The sequence below is a fragment of the Pseudarthrobacter sp. L1SW genome (assembly GCF_020809045.1).
Taxonomy (GTDB): domain Bacteria; phylum Actinomycetota; class Actinomycetes; order Actinomycetales; family Micrococcaceae; genus Arthrobacter.
This window is the reverse complement of the sequence record NZ_CP078079.1, coordinates 1,124,326-1,139,579: the sequence shown is the minus strand read 5'-3', so window position 1 is coordinate 1,139,579 and position 15,254 is coordinate 1,124,326. Positions and strand designations below refer to the sequence as shown.

The 15,254-nt window shown below is 66.8% G+C and carries 14 protein-coding genes; 8 read left to right on the top strand and 6 right to left on the bottom strand.

All coding sequences use genetic code 11. The features are described 5' to 3' along the window. Nucleotide 1: 1 nt before the first annotated feature. The gene (gene purN, locus KTR40_RS05330) at nucleotides 2-574 is read right to left on the bottom strand and encodes a phosphoribosylglycinamide formyltransferase (RefSeq protein WP_139028434.1); all 573 of its coding nucleotides are present in this window, start codon (nucleotides 572-574) and stop codon (nucleotides 2-4) included. A gap of 39 nt (nucleotides 575-613) precedes the next feature. On the opposite strand from purN, the gene KTR40_RS05325 reads away from it, so the two are divergent. Continuing rightward, nucleotides 614-1,045: a hypothetical protein gene (locus KTR40_RS05325; RefSeq protein ID WP_139028433.1), complete on the top strand. Its 432-nt coding sequence runs from the start codon at nucleotides 614-616 to the stop codon at nucleotides 1,043-1,045. Nucleotides 1,046-1,079: 34 nt separating this feature from the next. On the opposite strand, the gene KTR40_RS05320 is transcribed toward KTR40_RS05325, so the two are convergent. After that, nucleotides 1,080-2,393 carry a DUF6350 family protein gene (locus KTR40_RS05320; protein WP_228405520.1) on the bottom strand — a complete coding sequence of 438 codons (1,314 nt, stop codon included), beginning with the start codon at nucleotides 2,391-2,393 and terminating at the stop codon, nucleotides 1,080-1,082. A gap of 156 nt (nucleotides 2,394-2,549) precedes the next feature. Between KTR40_RS05320 and KTR40_RS05315 the strand changes: the two genes are divergently transcribed. Continuing rightward, complete coding sequence (locus KTR40_RS05315; RefSeq protein WP_139028431.1) at nucleotides 2,550-3,011, top strand: DUF4383 domain-containing protein; 462 nt, start codon at nucleotides 2,550-2,552, stop codon at nucleotides 3,009-3,011. 258 nt (nucleotides 3,012-3,269) lie between these two features. On the opposite strand, the gene KTR40_RS05310 is transcribed toward KTR40_RS05315, so the two are convergent. Beyond that, the gene (locus tag KTR40_RS05310; RefSeq protein ID WP_139028430.1) at nucleotides 3,270-4,112 is read right to left on the bottom strand and encodes a YsnF/AvaK domain-containing protein; all 843 of its coding nucleotides are present in this window, start codon (nucleotides 4,110-4,112) and stop codon (nucleotides 3,270-3,272) included. A 262-nt stretch (nucleotides 4,113-4,374) separates the two neighbouring features. On the opposite strand from KTR40_RS05310, the gene KTR40_RS05305 reads away from it, so the two are divergent. Next, entirely contained in the window at nucleotides 4,375-5,532 is a 1,158-nt protein-coding gene (locus KTR40_RS05305) for a glycosyltransferase family 1 protein (RefSeq protein WP_228405519.1), read from the top strand. After that, entirely contained in the window at nucleotides 5,529-6,908 is a 1,380-nt protein-coding gene (locus KTR40_RS05300) for a UDP-glucose/GDP-mannose dehydrogenase family protein (protein ID WP_228405518.1), read from the top strand. Before KTR40_RS05305 ends, KTR40_RS05300 begins: the two co-directional genes overlap by 4 nt. Here the strand turns inward: KTR40_RS05300 and KTR40_RS05295 are convergent. Then, the gene (locus KTR40_RS05295; protein ID WP_139028428.1) at nucleotides 6,905-7,771 is read right to left on the bottom strand and encodes an HAD family hydrolase; all 867 of its coding nucleotides are present in this window, start codon (nucleotides 7,769-7,771) and stop codon (nucleotides 6,905-6,907) included. The two genes, KTR40_RS05300 and KTR40_RS05295, sit on opposite strands and share 4 nt — an antisense overlap. A gap of 165 nt (nucleotides 7,772-7,936) precedes the next feature. Here KTR40_RS05295 and KTR40_RS05290 point away from each other — a divergent pair, with 165 nt between their 5' ends. Next, on the top strand, nucleotides 7,937-8,206 hold the full coding sequence (locus KTR40_RS05290) for a GlsB/YeaQ/YmgE family stress response membrane protein (protein ID WP_139028427.1): 270 nt from the start codon (nucleotides 7,937-7,939) through the stop codon (nucleotides 8,204-8,206). Between the two features lie 183 nt (nucleotides 8,207-8,389). Beyond that, the gene (locus tag KTR40_RS05285; RefSeq protein WP_228405517.1) at nucleotides 8,390-10,531 is read left to right on the top strand and encodes a bifunctional diguanylate cyclase/phosphodiesterase; all 2,142 of its coding nucleotides are present in this window, start codon (nucleotides 8,390-8,392) and stop codon (nucleotides 10,529-10,531) included. Nucleotides 10,532-10,553: 22 nt separating this feature from the next. Here KTR40_RS05285 and KTR40_RS05280 read toward each other — a convergent pair whose 3' ends face one another. Beyond that, on the bottom strand, nucleotides 10,554-11,039 hold the full coding sequence (locus KTR40_RS05280) for a hypothetical protein (protein ID WP_228405516.1): 486 nt from the start codon (nucleotides 11,037-11,039) through the stop codon (nucleotides 10,554-10,556). A gap of 209 nt (nucleotides 11,040-11,248) precedes the next feature. On the opposite strand from KTR40_RS05280, the gene KTR40_RS05275 reads away from it, so the two are divergent. Both KTR40_RS05275 and KTR40_RS05270 read left to right on the top strand, forming a co-directional pair. Then, the gene (locus KTR40_RS05275; protein ID WP_228405515.1) at nucleotides 11,249-11,800 is read left to right on the top strand and encodes a dihydrofolate reductase family protein; all 552 of its coding nucleotides are present in this window, start codon (nucleotides 11,249-11,251) and stop codon (nucleotides 11,798-11,800) included. A gap of 38 nt (nucleotides 11,801-11,838) precedes the next feature. Beyond that, a complete protein-coding gene (locus KTR40_RS05270; RefSeq protein ID WP_139028423.1) occupies nucleotides 11,839-12,060 on the top strand; it encodes a hypothetical protein in 222 nt (73 codons plus the stop codon). Nucleotides 12,061-12,109: 49 nt separating this feature from the next. On the opposite strand, the gene KTR40_RS05265 is transcribed toward KTR40_RS05270, so the two are convergent. Beyond that, nucleotides 12,110-15,073 carry a BTAD domain-containing putative transcriptional regulator gene (locus KTR40_RS05265; protein ID WP_228405514.1) on the bottom strand — a complete coding sequence of 988 codons (2,964 nt, stop codon included), beginning with the start codon at nucleotides 15,071-15,073 and terminating at the stop codon, nucleotides 12,110-12,112. Nucleotides 15,074-15,254: the final 181 nt, after the last annotated feature.

The following is a 15,254-nucleotide window of genomic DNA, read 5'->3' as shown; positions in this document are numbered from 1 at the left end:
GTCAGGAGGGGTGGGCCGCAGCCAGGGAGGCCAGGGTGGAGACGAGAAGCCGGCGCTCCACCACCTTGATGCGTTCGTGCAGGGTCTCCTCCGTGTCCGAGTCCTCGATGGCCACGGCTTCCTGGGCGATGATGGGGCCGGTGTCCACGCCGGCGTCTGCCCAGTGCACCGTGCAGCCAGTGACCTTAACGCCGTAGGCCATCGCGTCCCGTACGCCATGGGCGCCGGGGAAAGCCGGAAGCAGGGCGGGGTGCGTGTTCAGGTATTTCCCGCCAAAAGCTTCAATGAACTCCGGGCTGACAATCCGCATGAACCCCGAGGAAACCACCACGTCCGGCTCAAACCCTGCCACGGCCTCCGTCAGCGCTGCATTCCAGTGCGCCCGGTCCGGGTACGCCTTGAAGTCCACCACAAACGTGGGGATGCCGGCGGCAGCTGACCGCTCCACGCCGTACGTGCCCGGGCGGTCCGCCCCTACGGCAGCGATTTCCACGTCCAGGTCCCCTGCCTTGACCGCATCGATGACAGCCTGGAGGTTGGACCCGGTACCGGAAACGAGGACTACGATGCGCATGGCACTAGCTTATGGGCAGGCTCGCGTAGGCTGGAAAACATGAACACCACACCGGAACCGGCTGGGCGGCAGCGGACCAAACCGCAGCTCAGCGAGGCGGCCAAAGCCTCGCTCGCCAAGACCCACACCCTGTTCCGGATGTTCGTCGTCTCGGTGCTGGGCGCCTTCTTCGTCTACCAGCTGGACGTCACATACCTGTGGCTGACGGGCGTCCTGACGGCTGCCAGCATCGCCCTGGGAATCGTCCTGCTGGTGCGGGCGGTGCGCCTGAAGGAGTCCAAACTGGTCCTGGTGGGCACCATTTCCGGGCTGGTGGTTTCCGCGATCATGGTGCTGCTCATCCTGGTCACGGCAGTGTTCTTCGACGAAGTGCGCGAATACCAGGCATGTGTTGGCCGTGCGCTCACCGACAAGGCCCAGTCCGCCTGCCGGATCCAGCTGCAGGACTCACTGCCCCAGCAGATCCCCTAACGGCGGCAACAGCCGCGCCGGCAACGCCGGCAGCCTAGGAAACCAGCTCCATTTCCTGGTCCTTTGCCGCGTGCTCACGTTCCAGCCACGGTCCGGCTGCGTAACCGATGACGACGCCGGCACCCACCTCCGCGGCCAGCCAGACTCCCGTCCAGAACGGGTCCGGCCCGATGTCCGTCAGGCGTCCGATGCCGGCCGATCCGCGGGCCAGCCAGGCCAGCCCAAAGGCCAGCAGCCCCGCAGCCAGCCCAGCCAGCACTCCGAGCGCCAGGGTGGACAGGGTGGCCGTGAACCAGCGCGCGTGGATCTTGATGGCCAGCCATTCGTCAAAGTGGTTTTCACCTTCGCGCAGGAACCACCAGCCGGCCAGGACTCCGGCCAGCACCGGGACGATCAGGGCAACAAAGGCGTAGTCGAGGGGCCCGGAGGGAATGGCGGCCAGCACCGGGATGGACGGCAGCGGTCCGACGGCAGTCCCCAGCGGGCCCATTTGGGAGCCGGCGCCCATGGCGAAGCCGGCCCCGGACGTCCAGGCCAGGGCGAAGACCGCGAGGTTGGGCAGGAACCCCAGCTGCGCGATGGTCAGGGCCGCCCCTCCGACGGCGCCGGCGTCGAGCGCTTCATAGACGGCGACCACCAGGTTCCAGTGAATGAACAGGTCTACGGCAAGCAACACCGCCGCCAGGGCTAGCGCGGAAACGGTGGCGACGAACCCGGCCTTCGCGGCGGAGCCGAGATAGGACCCGGCCCACCGCGAATGCTGGCTGGTGCGGGAGATCCAGTCCACCGCGTCGACGCCGATGAGCCGGCTCCAGGAGCCGGCCTCGCGCCGCGCGCCCACCACCATGCCCAGCGCGTAGGGAATCAGGGGTATGACCATGGCGTGCCAAGGGTTGATGACGACGTCGGGCGTGCGGCAGACAAAGCCCGTGGCGGTGCCGAAAGCGGCGTAGACAACCCATGAGCCGAGCAGGGCCTGCCAGAGCTGGTCCGTGTAGGAGGCCCGGGCCAGCCGGCGTCCGGCCCGCCATGCCAGCAGGAACGGCAGCAGGGTCAGGCCCAGCGGAATGAGCGAGAGGACACCGGACTTCCCGTTCGCCGCGGCATTCGGACCGGCGGCAGTGAGTTCCAGCGGCACCCCGTGGACCAGCAGCCACGACTGTCCGGCCAGCCGGGCCAGGACATCGAAGGCACTGTCATGGAAGCCCGCGGTGGCCCAGACGGCAATGATCGGCGCAATCACAACCAACGCTGAAATGATGGCTGCCTGTGCCGTCTCGAGGGCACCCTGCAGCCACAAGGGCATGGGAAGGCCACGGTCTCCGGTCTGGTCAGCACGCAGTTTCATCGTGCCCCATGGTGTCACGGCCAGCCCGCCCGGGCCTGCAACGACAGGCTCAACAGCCCGATCAGGGGAAACTTCAGGAGTGCCTGCGGCGGCGCTTTTCGCTGTGGTCCGCCGTAAAATTTTAATTGTCCACAACGAGTGGATTGGAGGGAAAGAATGACTACCGCATCCCCACATGCACACGGCGTTCACTTTGGCCGGGCAGACGTCCAAAACGCTGGCATGGGAGTGGGAATTGTTTTGATGCTGGTGGGTATCCTGGGCTTCATCCCGGGTGTCACCACCCAATACAGCGAACTGATGTTCCTCGGACCGGCTTCACATGCCATGTTCCTGGGGCTGTTCCAGGTGTCCATGCTGCTCAACATCGTGCAGCTGGCCATCGGCGCAACCGGCTGGGCAATGTCCCGCACTGAACATGGAGCACGGAACTTTCTCCTGGGAGCGGGCGCACTGTACGTCGTCCTTGCCGTCTTCGGGCTGATTGTCGGCGTGGATTCTGCGGCCAACTTCCTGTCGCTGAACATGCTGGACAACTGGACCCACCTGGCCCTGGGCGCAGTGATGATTGTTGCCGGCTGGCTGTTCTCGAGGAACCTGGCGGCCGACAGGAGATAACCCGGAATCCGTAACCCGGGAAACAGGAGCCGCGAATGGGAGAAGAACCCTAAGTTCTGAAGATATTCGTCCTACTGGCCGGTGCGGTCGCCGCCGCGAGCGGGGGCTGCACCGGCATTTTTGCGAAGTTCCGCATGCACAACGACGCCGGGAGCCCCCAAGTGGACTCCCGGCGTCGTTCGCTGTGCTGCTGCCTCCGCGCCGGTCCGTTCAGCGGCGCGTCAGCCTCTGCACTGCATGTGCCTCACGGCAGAGTGCCTAGCGGCGAGCGTCCCGATCCACGCCGTCGGCATCAATGTGCTCCTTGCGGACTTCCTCGTTCACCGTCACGTCATCCTGGACCACTTCCTTGTCCAGGCGGACCCGCTCCACGGGGACTGCTTCCTTCTGCACCACGGGGCGTTCCTCGTGCAGGATCACCTCGTGCTCTTCCTCGCTGATGTCCGGACCGTTGAGGGCCGCGCCCCTGTTGGCATCCGTGATGGGCTCGCGTTCAAGGCGGACCTCTTCACGCTGCACGGGGACGGTCTTGGTGACGTTTTCCGTGGTGACGTACTTCCGCAGCCGGGCCCGGCCGGCGGCTTCCCGCTCCGTGCCGACATGGAGCTGTTCCTCGGAACGGGTCATGGCGTCATCCGTGGTGGGGCCGGAGGTGTCGTGGCCCACGGTGCCGCGGTCACGGTCGCCGTCAAAGTCGCGGTCAACGCCTGCCGTGGGAGTGCCGGCGTTCAGGTCGGCGTCACCTTGGAGGTCCACTTCATCGCGCGACTCGGAGTACGTCCGGGCGCCGCGGTCATAGTACGTGTAGAGGCGGTCCTCTTCCTCAGGGGTGAGGTGGCCGTCAACGTCCACGCGAGGAGCGTCCTTGACGTGTTCCTTGCTGTAGGGAACCACCAGGTCGTCGCCCTGGTTGTGTGCCCCCTCGACGGGGACGAAAGACTGCGAGGTGCCAAAGAGGCCGGTCTTGACCGTGACCCACGTGGGCTCGCCGGTGTCGTCGTCCGCGTAAAGCTGGCCGATGGAGCCGATCTTCCCGCCATCTGAGCCGATGACGTTGCCGCCCTTGGTGAGCAGGTTTTCAATGTTTTCCCGGTTGAGCATGACGTCTCCTTGGATGTGTCGTTGCGCTGGGCTTAGCTAACAAAATGGATGTACCGGCGCCAGGGGATCCCGGCACTGGCCTCCGCCCCGGCTGCTTGAGGCTTCGCGTTAGCTGCCCCCATACCGTAAGCATGCTTAGCATCAAATGCCAAGCCTACTTAGTATTTTTTTTTAAAATACGGCGGTTCCTGTTCACCCAGCCTTTTCCTCCGGGTAACGCTTTCTCCCCCGCCATTTCAAGCCTCCAGCACATCGTGGAGGGGTGAGGATCGCAATTGTTGCCGAATCATTCCTGCCACTGATGAACGGGGTCACCCATTCCATCCTGAGGGTGCTGGACCATCTCCAGGACCGGGGCGACGACGTCCTGGTCATCGCTCCCTCAGCGCAGGACGCCGAAGCGCCGGGCCACGTCAAGGGCGCCGAGATCCACCGGCTGCCGGCGGTTCCGCTGGCCGGGTACACGAACGTCCGCGTGGCGATGGGCGGTGTGTACCGGGTCAAGCGAATCCTTGCCGACTACGCACCGGACGTCGTCCACCTGGCCTCGCCGTTCGTCCTGGGCTGGCGCGCCGTGCAGGCGGCCCACCAGCTGGGCATTCCCACCGTTGCGATCTACCAGACCGAGGTTCCCAGCTACGCCGCGAAGTACGGGGTTCCGTTCCTGGAAAACTGGGCGTGGAACCGGGTGGAGAACATCCACCTGCTCGCCTCCCGCACCCTGGTGCCTTCCACGTTCGCGCTGAACCAGTTGCGCGGCCGCGGCATCCCGAGGGTGCGCATGTGGCGCCGCGGGGTGGATACCGCCAGGTTTTCCCCGGAAAAGCGCGACGACGGCTGGCGGGCCGAGGTGGCCCCCGGCGGCAGGCGGATCATCGGCTACGTGGGCCGGCTCGCGATGGAGAAGCAGGTGGAGGACCTGGCCGCGCTGGCCGGCGTCCCCAACGCCAGGCTTGTGATCGTGGGCGACGGGCCGCAGCGCGCGGCGTTGGAGGAAGCCCTCCCGGACGCGGTGTTCACCGGGTTCCTGGGCGGTGAGGAGCTGGCACGCGCCGTGGCGTCCTTCGATCTCTTCGTCCACCCGGGTGAGTTCGAAACCTTCTGCCAGACCATCCAGGAGGCCATGGCATCGGGCGTGCCGGTGGTGGCCACCGGCCGCGGCGGCCCACTGGACCTGGTGGAGAACTCCCGGACGGGATGGCTCTACGAACCCGGCGACCTGTCCGCCATGCGCAGCCAGGTGCTCGACCTGATGGGCGACGACGCCAAGCGCCGCGCATTCGCCGCCGCAGCACATGCCTCAGTGCAGGACAGGACCTGGCCTGCGCTGTGCGCCGGGCTGGTGCGCCACTACGAAGACGTCATTGCCGGAGTCCCGGCTTCCCTGGGTTCAGGCAGCACCGAAGGAGCAGCATTGTGAAAATCTCCGTGATTGGCTGCGGCTACCTGGGCGCAGTGCATGCGGCCACCCTCGCGTCCATGGGCCACACCGTGGTGGGCATCGACGTCGATCCCGGCAAAGTGGAGCAGCTGGCGCGCGGCGCGGCCCCCTTCCACGAACCCGGGCTGGACGAGCTGCTGCAGGACGGCCGGAATACCGGCAGGCTCACCTTCTCCACCAAAGCCGCCGATGCGAAGGGCGCGCAGGTGCACTTCCTGTGCGTGGGCACCCCGCAGGACAAAACGTCCGACGCCGCCGACCTCACCTTCCTGGTCTCCGCCACGGAAGCCCTGCTGCCGCACCTGGCGGCGGGCGCCGTCGTCGTCGGCAAATCCACTGTCCCCGTGGGCACCGTGGAAATGCTCCGCGGCGTGCTGGCCGCCCGGCCCGACGTGCTGCTGGGCTGGAACCCCGAATTCCTCCGGCAGGGAACCGCGGTGAAGGACTCGCTCGTCCCGGACCGGCTGGTGTACGGGGTGGAGGGCGGGCGCGCGGTTGCCTTCCATGCAGGCCCCGGCGCGCCGCGCGGGGTGACGGCGGCCCTGGACGCCGTCTACGAACCGCTCCTCCGGGCCGGGATTCCCCGGCTGGTGTGCAACTTCGCCACGGCAGAGCTCATCAAGTCGGCAGCCAACGCGTACCTGGCCACCAAAATCAGCTTCATCAATGCCGTCGCCGAATTGTGCGACGCCTCGGGCGCGGACGTGGCGGAGTTGAGCGAGGCGATGGGCATGGATCCGCGGATCGGCGGCCGGTACCTGCACGCCGGGCTGGGCTTTGGCGGCGGCTGCCTGCCCAAGGACATCCGCAGCTTCCGGACCCAGGCCGCAGTCTTGGGCGTGACCGCGGTTGACGACTGGATGCGGCTGGTGGATTCGGTCAACCTGGGCCAGCGCGAACGCACAGTCAGCCTGGCCGCCGGACTCTGCGGCGGCAACGTCGCCGGCCGCTCCATCACCGTGCTGGGCGCCTCCTTCAAACCCGACACAGACGACATCCGCGACTCCCCCGCCCTGGACGTGGCGGACCGGCTCGCCGCGGCGGGGGCTCACGTCACGGTCACTGATCCAAAGGCGGTGAACCACGCCTGGCGGCGCTACCCGCGCCTGCGGTTCGAGGCCGCCACCGGGAGGGCCCTGGAAGGCGCCGAGCTGGTCCTGCTGCTCACGGAGTGGGATGAATACCGGCGGCTGTCCCCCGCCGTTGCGGGTGCGGCCGTACGACGGCGGGTGGTGCTGGACGCGCGCAACGTGCTGGACGCGGCGGAATGGCAGGCCCATGGCTGGGTGGTGCGCGGCCTGGGCACAGGGCACTCGGACGTGCAAGCTGTGGAGGGCGCCCTCCCCCGGCTTTAGCTCAGCAGGCCCAGCTCGGCGAAGGCGAGGGCCACACCGTTGCCTGCGGGGCCGGCTGTGAACCGGTCGGCAACAGCCAGCACGGCAGGGTGCCCGCCTTCCACGGCGATCCCCACCCCGGCGTACTCCAGCATCTCGATGTCGTTGGCGCTGTCGCCGATGGCCACGATGTCTGCCCGGTCAAGGCCCAGATGCTCCTCCACCACCTGGATGCCCACCGCCTTGTGGGTCCCGGCCATGAAGATCTCCCCGGCACGGTCCCCCAGGGCAGAGAGGGAACTGGGAATCAGACCCACCTGCGGACCAAGCCGGTCCACCAACTGCTTGAGCGGCACTGCCGAATCGAAACAGGAGATCTTGGCGTAGGACGTTCCCCGCAGGTCGTCGCTGTACTGCATGGGTCCCAGGATGTCCTCGAGGGGGTCCACGTCCGTGCCCAGGACCCCGTCATGCTGCGGGCGGCCTGCGAAGATGGGCCCAAGCACCTCCCTCAGCCGCTGGTCCACGCCCGTGCGTCCGTGAAGGGATTCCGGGGCTTCGAGGATGTAGGCCACGTCATGGGCATCCAGGGCGTCAACAATGCGGCCGGCCAGGTCCTGGTCGAAGCGCGTGTCCTTGAGGACCTCGCCGTCCAGCTCCACCCGGGCGCCGGCGCCGGTGATGGTGCCGTCAAAACCGGCCTCAAGGATGTGGGCGGGGACCATGGCCAGCGGCCTGCCGGTGCACACGAAGACGAGGTGCCCCAGCCGCCGCGCGGTCCGGACTGCCTCCACATGCGCGTCGGGCGCCAGCCCGTGGTCCGCGTACGTGCCGTCGATATCGAGGAAGACGGCACGCGGCCGGACGGTCTGCTGGCTGCACATGCCGGAGCTCCTTGGTTGGTGGCGGGATCACCCAATCCTATCCAAGCGGGAAAACTGACAGTCATCCCGTGACAATCAAACCCTTGCAGAGCAGTAAGCACGCTGATTGAATTATGGAACCGGAAATGGGGGCCCGGCACAACTTACTGATTAAGGAGTGGCAACATGGGTATTCTCGGATTTCTCATTTTGGGCCTGATCGCCGGAGCCATTGCAAAGGCCATCTTGCCTGGCCGCCAAGGCGGAGGCTGGGTGGTCACCCTGGTCCTCGGCGTTGTCGGAGCCCTATTGGGCGGCTGGATCGGCTCGCTGATTTTCGGCGGCGGACTGGCTGAGTTCTTCGATCTCCGCACCTGGCTGCTGGCAATTCTTGGTTCAGTCATCGTGCTCCTGATTTACGGTGCCGTCGCCAACCGCAGCGGCCGCCGGGTGTAACAACCCCACATATTCCCTCAAACAAAAAAGCGCTGCCCTCCACCGGGGCGGCGCTTTTTGCGTTGCTTGGGAAGGTGGGTGATGGGGCCCCGCGCAGGCCGGGGGACAGCTCGCAGCCCATTCCTGCTGTTCCGCCACCAATTCAGCATCTTGCGCTTTATGATGTGCGAGGGGGGTGGTGCAATGACTGATTACTGGAGCCACAACAAAAATCCGGCAGCACAAATCTTCGGCACAGTCCTGGACGCCAGCCCGGACGCTCTCTTGGCTATTGCGGGCGATGGCACCATTACAACGGCCAACGCCGCCGCGGGGAGGATGTTCGGATACGCCAGCGGGGACCTGGCCGGGCGGGACCACCGGATGCTCCTGGCCGAGGGCTTCCGCGGCGAGGTGGAGCAGCTTTTCGCAACGCTCCTTGCCGGGCCCCGGGAGCATCTTCCCCCGCGCGAAATCTATGGGCTCCGCGGCGACGGGACGGAGTTCCCCGCCGAAGCAGCCGGTTCCCTGGTTCCGGGATCCGACGACGGCGTCCCCGCCGGGCCGCTGCTCCTCCTGTCCGTCCGGGGTACTTCCCACCGCCAGGCGGCCGACGCGGACCTGCGGGAGGCGATGTCCCTGCTGACCGCCACGCTGGAGTCAACCGCGGACGGCATCCTGGTGATGAGCTCCGAGGGCCGCGTGGCCGGGTTCAACGACCAGTTCCTCAGCATGTGGGGCATCCCGCCGGAGCTCATGAAGGGCGAGAGCGAGGACCCGGTGATGGAGCTGGTCATGTCCCAGATCGCGGATCCGGTTGCCTTCAGTGCCCGGCTCGGTGAGCTGGAGGACAGCCCCTCCGCGGAGAGCCATGATGTTGTGGACCTGGCGGACGGCCGGACCTTCGAACGGTATTCGCGGCCGCAGCGGGTGGGCAATGACGTGGTTGGCAGGGTGTGGAGCTTCCGGGATGTAACCCCGCGCCGGAAGGCCCAGGAGCAGGCCCACCAGGCCATGATGGACCTCGCGGCGCAGGCGGAGAAGTTGCGCGCGATGGCATTCCAGGACCCCCTAACAGGGCTGGCCAACCGGGCGGTGTTCAACGACGCCCTGGCCGGATCCTTGGAGGAGCCCAGGCTGAAAGCCGTGGACGTCCTGCTCCTGGACCTGGACGATTTCAAGGAGGTCAATGACATACTGGGGCACCAGGCCGGCGACGACATGCTCATCGAAGTGGCCCGCAGGCTGCGCGGCTGCGCCCCTACTGCCGACGTCGTGGCGCGGCTCGGCGGTGACGAATTCGTTGTCCTCCTGACCGCCTGCCCGGATGCCGACGCCATTGCCGAATGCATCGTCCGGTGCCTGCACGTCCCGGTCACCATCCAGGGCACGGTCCTGCGGCCCAGCCTCAGCCTGGGGCTCGCGTCGCTGGCCCGGGACAATGTGGGCGCCTCCGAGCTGCTGCGCCAGGCCGATATCGCGATGTACGCCGCGAAAGCAGCCGGCAAGAACCGTTTCCTGCGGTTCCACCCGGATATGATGACGGCCCTGGTGCAGCGGACCCACATGGAGGGCGGGCTGCAGCTGGCCGTGGCCCGGGGCGAGATCTCGGTGGATTTCCAGCCCATCGTCTCCCACCGCATGGGGCAGGTGGTCACGTTCGAAGCGCTGGCAAGGTGGGACAGGGACGGCACCCGGGTTCCGCCGTCGGTCTTTATCCCGCTGGCGGAACGCACCGGACTGATCAACGAGATCGGTGCCGAAGTGATGGCGGGCGGCATGGCGGAACTGGCGCCGTGGCTGAGCCAGGACCCGTCACGCTCCCTCGCCGTAAACGTCTCAGGCGTCCAGCTGCAGGACCCGGATTTCGCCCAGACCGTCCTGCGGCTCGCGGAGGACAAAGGCGTGGCCGCCTACCAGCTGGTCCTGGAGGTCACCGAGAGCGTCTTCTTCGACGCCGACTGCAGCCTCATCAAACAGCTCAGCACCTTGCGGGACGCCGGCGCCAGGGTGGCCCTGGACGATTTCGGCACCGGCTATTCCTCGCTGGGCAGGCTCCAGGACCTGCCCGTGGACACGGTGAAAATCGACAAGACGTTTGTGTCCATGGTGCACACGGGCAATGAGCGGCTGCCCATCCTCAGCTCCATGATTAATATGGCCCACAGCCTGGGACTGACGGTCACGGCCGAAGGCGTGGAAACTGCGGCGCAGGCTGACTACCTCACGGCACTGGACTGCGACACGCTGCAGGGGTACCTGTTCTCGCTGCCCCAGCCTGCCCGGCGGCTGGACCAGGCGCTGCAGAATGCCGAGGAAGCCCTCAATACGCTGGAAGGACGGTAGGGCGGCCGACGGCGGTACGCAGCTAGGCGGCCTGCTTGCGGCCCGCCTGCTTTGGGCTTTTCTTCGGCTGGGATGCCTTGGCGGCGTGCGACGGCTGCGATGGGCGGGCAGGGTCCGCCTGCTCGGCGGCCACTGCCGGTTCCACCTGTGCGGTTGGGGCGGCTGACTGGGCCTCGTCCTTTTGGGCGTCGCCTTTTTGCGGTTCTTCCTCGTGAAGCTCTTCCTCCGGGACTGCCTGAGCATCGTACGTTGCCTGGGCTGCTGCGGCGGAGCGGTTGCGGCGCCAGCGCCGGATCAGGTCGGCGGCGGCGGCGGCCCCGGCAAGCGGGGTGAGCACCGCTGCCACGTAGACAAACAGCATCCACGTGAGCGTGGTCAGGGGCGGCTGGTTGTTGTTCAGGAGGGACAGCCCGCCCAGGAGTCCCACGGCCCAGAACAAAAGGACGGCCGTGAGCACGGCGCCGGCCGGGAAATACTGGTTGGTCACGATTTTTTTCAGGGTTTCCATGCACTTCCTCCTGCCTGGCCGGGGGCGCGGCAACGGCCGCTCACCACAAGTATGGGGCCCGGAATCGGCGAAACCGTGCAAGACGCCGCGGCGAGTGATGAACGTAACTGGCGCGGCCGCCGTCGTCCATTCCGGCAGGGATCTTCCGCTCGGCGGGAGGGCGCATTAGCGTGTTCCGTGTCCGCTCGAAAGCCCTTCTGGAGGTCCCCATGCGCAAAGTCACTGCCGGCCTGTTCCACTCCGTGGACGGGGTGGTTTCCGATCCCTTCAAGTTCCAGTTCGACAGCTTCGACGACGAGCTGGGGGTGGGCCTGACAAAGATGATGGAAACCGTGGACACGGTGGTGCTGGGCCGGGTGAGCTACCAGGAGTGGGCAGCATACTGGCCCAACGCGTCGGTGGACGAGGACTTCGCAGCCTTCATCAACCCGGTGGAGAAGTTTGTCGCGTCCCGGACGCTGGCGGAGCCGCTGGAATGGCAAAACTCACGGCTGATGGACGCGCCGCTGGAGGACTTCGTGGCGGGGTTGAAGGAGCGCGACGGCGGCGAGATCGCGGTGTGCGGCAGCATTTCGGTGACCCGGCAGCTGCTGTTCGCCGGGCTGCTCGACTCGCTGACCCTCATGACCCACCCGGTGATCGCGGGAACCGGCCGGCGCCTGTTCCAGGACGGCGACCCCACCACCAGGCTGGTGCTGCAGGACGAGTCCCGGACCAGCAAGGGCAACGTGATCAGCACCTACGGGCGGCTCGAGGCGTAGGCCTACTCTCGGCGCCGGGACTGTGACAGGGTTTGAGTATGGGTGAAGAAACCAACAAACCTGACGACGAGGAAGTCCCCGGTACCGGCGTCAACGACCACGCGTGGGAACGGGAGCACCGGCATCCCACCCCTGAACAGGCCCGGTCCATCGGCTACCGGCGCCGGGATGCCGAAGCGAAACTTGAGCAGCACCAGCATGAGGCCCGGGAAAAGGCCGCGCACGCCGAGGAACACCACACCGGAGACAAGAAGGACTGAACCGGCTGGGCACGGACCCGGTGCCAGGATCATGGGGCACTACCCCGGTTCAGGACCACGGGGCAGGGTCCACGACGCTCTCCGGGGTGGACGGCTCTGTTGGGCCTAGGGCAGCGCCCGGCGGCGATTCGGTGTGATGTGCGCCCTGCACCGCCTCGCTGAACGCCTGCCTTAGGGTGAGGCTTCTTCCGCTTTCCCAGGCCAGGCGGAAGCGGATCGGCCCGGCTTCATTGCGCGCCCTGTCGAAGATCGATGTGAGGTGTTGCCGTTCAGCGGAGTAGAGCGGAAGCCCGCGGTCAGCGCGGTAGCTGTCAGTGGCTGCCAGCAGCCTAATAGCCCGCTCGACGCGGTGCTGGCTGACGTAGACAGCGGCAAGGTGTTCAAGGAAAGCTGCAACGTGGCCCTGCGCGTCGAGCTCAAGTGCTGCGGTGATTGCTTCGATGAGCAGGCGCTCCGCGGCGCCATAGTCGCCGGCCTGCTGGGTGCTTTCGGCGAAGTTGGTCAGGGCTATTCCGAGCAACCATCGATCGCCGAGGGGGCGGGCAAGCTCAACGCTCGCGTGGCGCAACTCCAGGGCCCGGGCATGATCGCCGGCGTAGAAGGCCAGTATGCTCAGGGTAATTAATGCGCCAACCCTTGCGCGCGGGGTGGCAGGTGGCATGGACAAGACCCCTGTAGCCAGTTGCTGGGCGTTGGCGGCGTCGTCACGCTGCAGAGCCTGCACCGACAGGCACATTGTGGACCACGCAACGCCTTGGTCGTTGCCGGCGTCGCGGAACGCCTGAAGCGCCCGTTGATGGAGCCCAAACGCCTGGTCAGTGTTGCCGAGCATCCAGCACAGCGTGGCCGTTCCGCTGAGGGCAGGAGCCTGCAGCGCCGGTGGAGCGTTAGGCGTGCCGTCGAGCAGCTTCAGGGCGATCCCGCACTGTTCCGCAACGTCGCCGGTCAGCTCCCAGTAATGCCAGAGCTGCCCCACCAGGCCCAGCGCCGTGTTCTTGGAGCCGCCAGGTTCCGCGGCCCATAGCAGTGCTGCGCGCAAATCCAGTGCATCAGCCCTCAGCGTCCGGAAAGCGTCCACCTGGCCCCGGCCCCACAGCAGCGGGCTAACGGCCTCGGCCAGGGCAACATAGTGCCCGGCATGCCGGCGGCGCACGTCCGGTTCCTCGGGAAACAGCGCCAGCCTGTCACGGGCAAACTCACGGATGGACTGCAGGAGGGACACACGCCGCCGTCCTGCCTGGTCGGTGTAGCGCCGCAGCAGGCTGTGGTCCGCGAGCGCGGTCAGCAGTTCTTCGGTGGAAGGCGCGCCGGAGAGGACCGGGCCGCGCACAGCGTCGATCGCTGCCACTGTGGGATCGTTGGCGAAAACACCGAGCTGGCACAAGAGCACGCGTTCACGATCCGCAAGTAGTCGGTAACTCCATTCCATCGTGGCCGTGAGGGTACGCTGCCGGTCCGGAAGGTCCCTGAAGTTCGAACGCAGCGCAGCCAGGCTGACCTCCAGGTCAGCGAGGAGATCGTGCTCGCTGACGTGGCGCAGTTGGGCGGCTGCCAGTTCGATGGCCAAGGGCAGGCCGTCCAGGCGGTGGCACAGCCGTGTTAACACCGCTGCGTTTCCAGGGTCCACAGTGAAGTGCGGGCGGACGGCCGTGCCACGGCTCAGGAGGAGCTTCATTGCGGGCACCTCCCGCAACTGTTGCGGGGGCAGGGGCGGGTCGAGGGGCGGCAGTTCAAGCGGCGCAAGCTCAAACTCGTGCTCGGGGCGTAACCCCAGCCGCCTCCGGCTGGTGGTAAGGATCCGCAGTTCAGGGGCTGCGGTGAGCAGGTCCAGCACCACGGGCCAGGCGTTTTCCAGGTGCTCGAAGTTGTCCAGGACCAGGAGCAGGCGTCGGGCCTGCAGGAACTGGGACGCAATCTTCAAGGGGTCTTCGCCTGCTGGTGCTTCCAGTCCGAGTGCCGCCGTGATGGCACCCGGAACCTGCTCAACCTGGGTGAGCGGGGACAGACTCACCCAGCCCGCGCCGTCGGGCATGCGTTCCCCCAGGCGGGCGGCCGCAGCCATGGCAAGGCGGGTCTTCCCCGCCCCGCCGGCCCCCGTGACCGTGACAAGCCGGCATTCCTCCGAACGGTAAAGCGAGCAGACCTCCCCCAGTTCAGCGTCGCGGCCCACCAAAGGCGTGAGTGCGGCAGGCAGGTTGTTGAGCCGCGGCCTTGTTCGCTGGTGCCTGTCAGCGGTGGGCGGGGCAAGGGAAGGATCCTGCCGGAGCACCCGGGCTTCGAGCTCCCGCAGGCGCACCCCGGGATCAATGCCCAGCTCGGCAGCAAAGGTTTTCCGGGCCGTCCGGCAGGCGGCGAGGGCGTCCGCCTGCCGGTCGGAGCGGTACAGGGCGAGCACCAGGGACGCCCACAAGCGTTCCCGGAAGGGATGCTGCGATACCAGCCGCTGCAGCTCGGGCACCAAGGTGGCGTGGTGGCCTAGTGCAAGCTCGACGTCGAAGAGGTCCTGGTATGTACCCAGCCGGGCTTCCTCCAACTCTTCGAGGTCCGGGTCCAGCAACTCAACGTCGGCAAGGTCCGGGAAAGCGGGTCGCACGAACAAATCCAGGGCCTGGCGCAGGCGGACTGCCCCGCTGGCAAGTTCACCGGCTTCTACCGCACGTTCGCCTGCGGCAACGTGGGCGCGGAACTGCAGCAGGTCGAGTTCGTCGTCGGCAGCAGCCAGAAGGTAGCCGCCCGGCTTGCTCGCCAGGCGGTGCGAGGCAACGCCCTTTGGACGGTTGGGCTCGAGCAGGTTCCTCAGATTTGCAACGTAAACCTGCAACTGCGGGCCCGGGTGCGCAGGCGGGTGGCTGTCCCAGATAACTTCAGCCAGGAAGTCGGCTGCGACCACCGAGTTCGCCCGGAGCGCCAGGCATTCGAGGACAATACGCAGGTTGCGGCTGCTGACTGGAACCTGGGCGCCGTCAGCGATCACTTGCAAGGGACCCAGGACCCTGATCCACAGTGCGCTCATCGGCGAGCACCCCTCACTGACCTTCCACAGAAGCGGGCAACGCCCGATGCTGTGGAACTCGCTCGACCAGCGACCCCCAAGCCCCCGCCCTGCCATTCAATGCGCCCTGTGGGGCGGCATCAACCCCATCATGCTCCCGTGCACGCGGCGGGTCCAGAGTCTTACGACCGATTAAGGACCC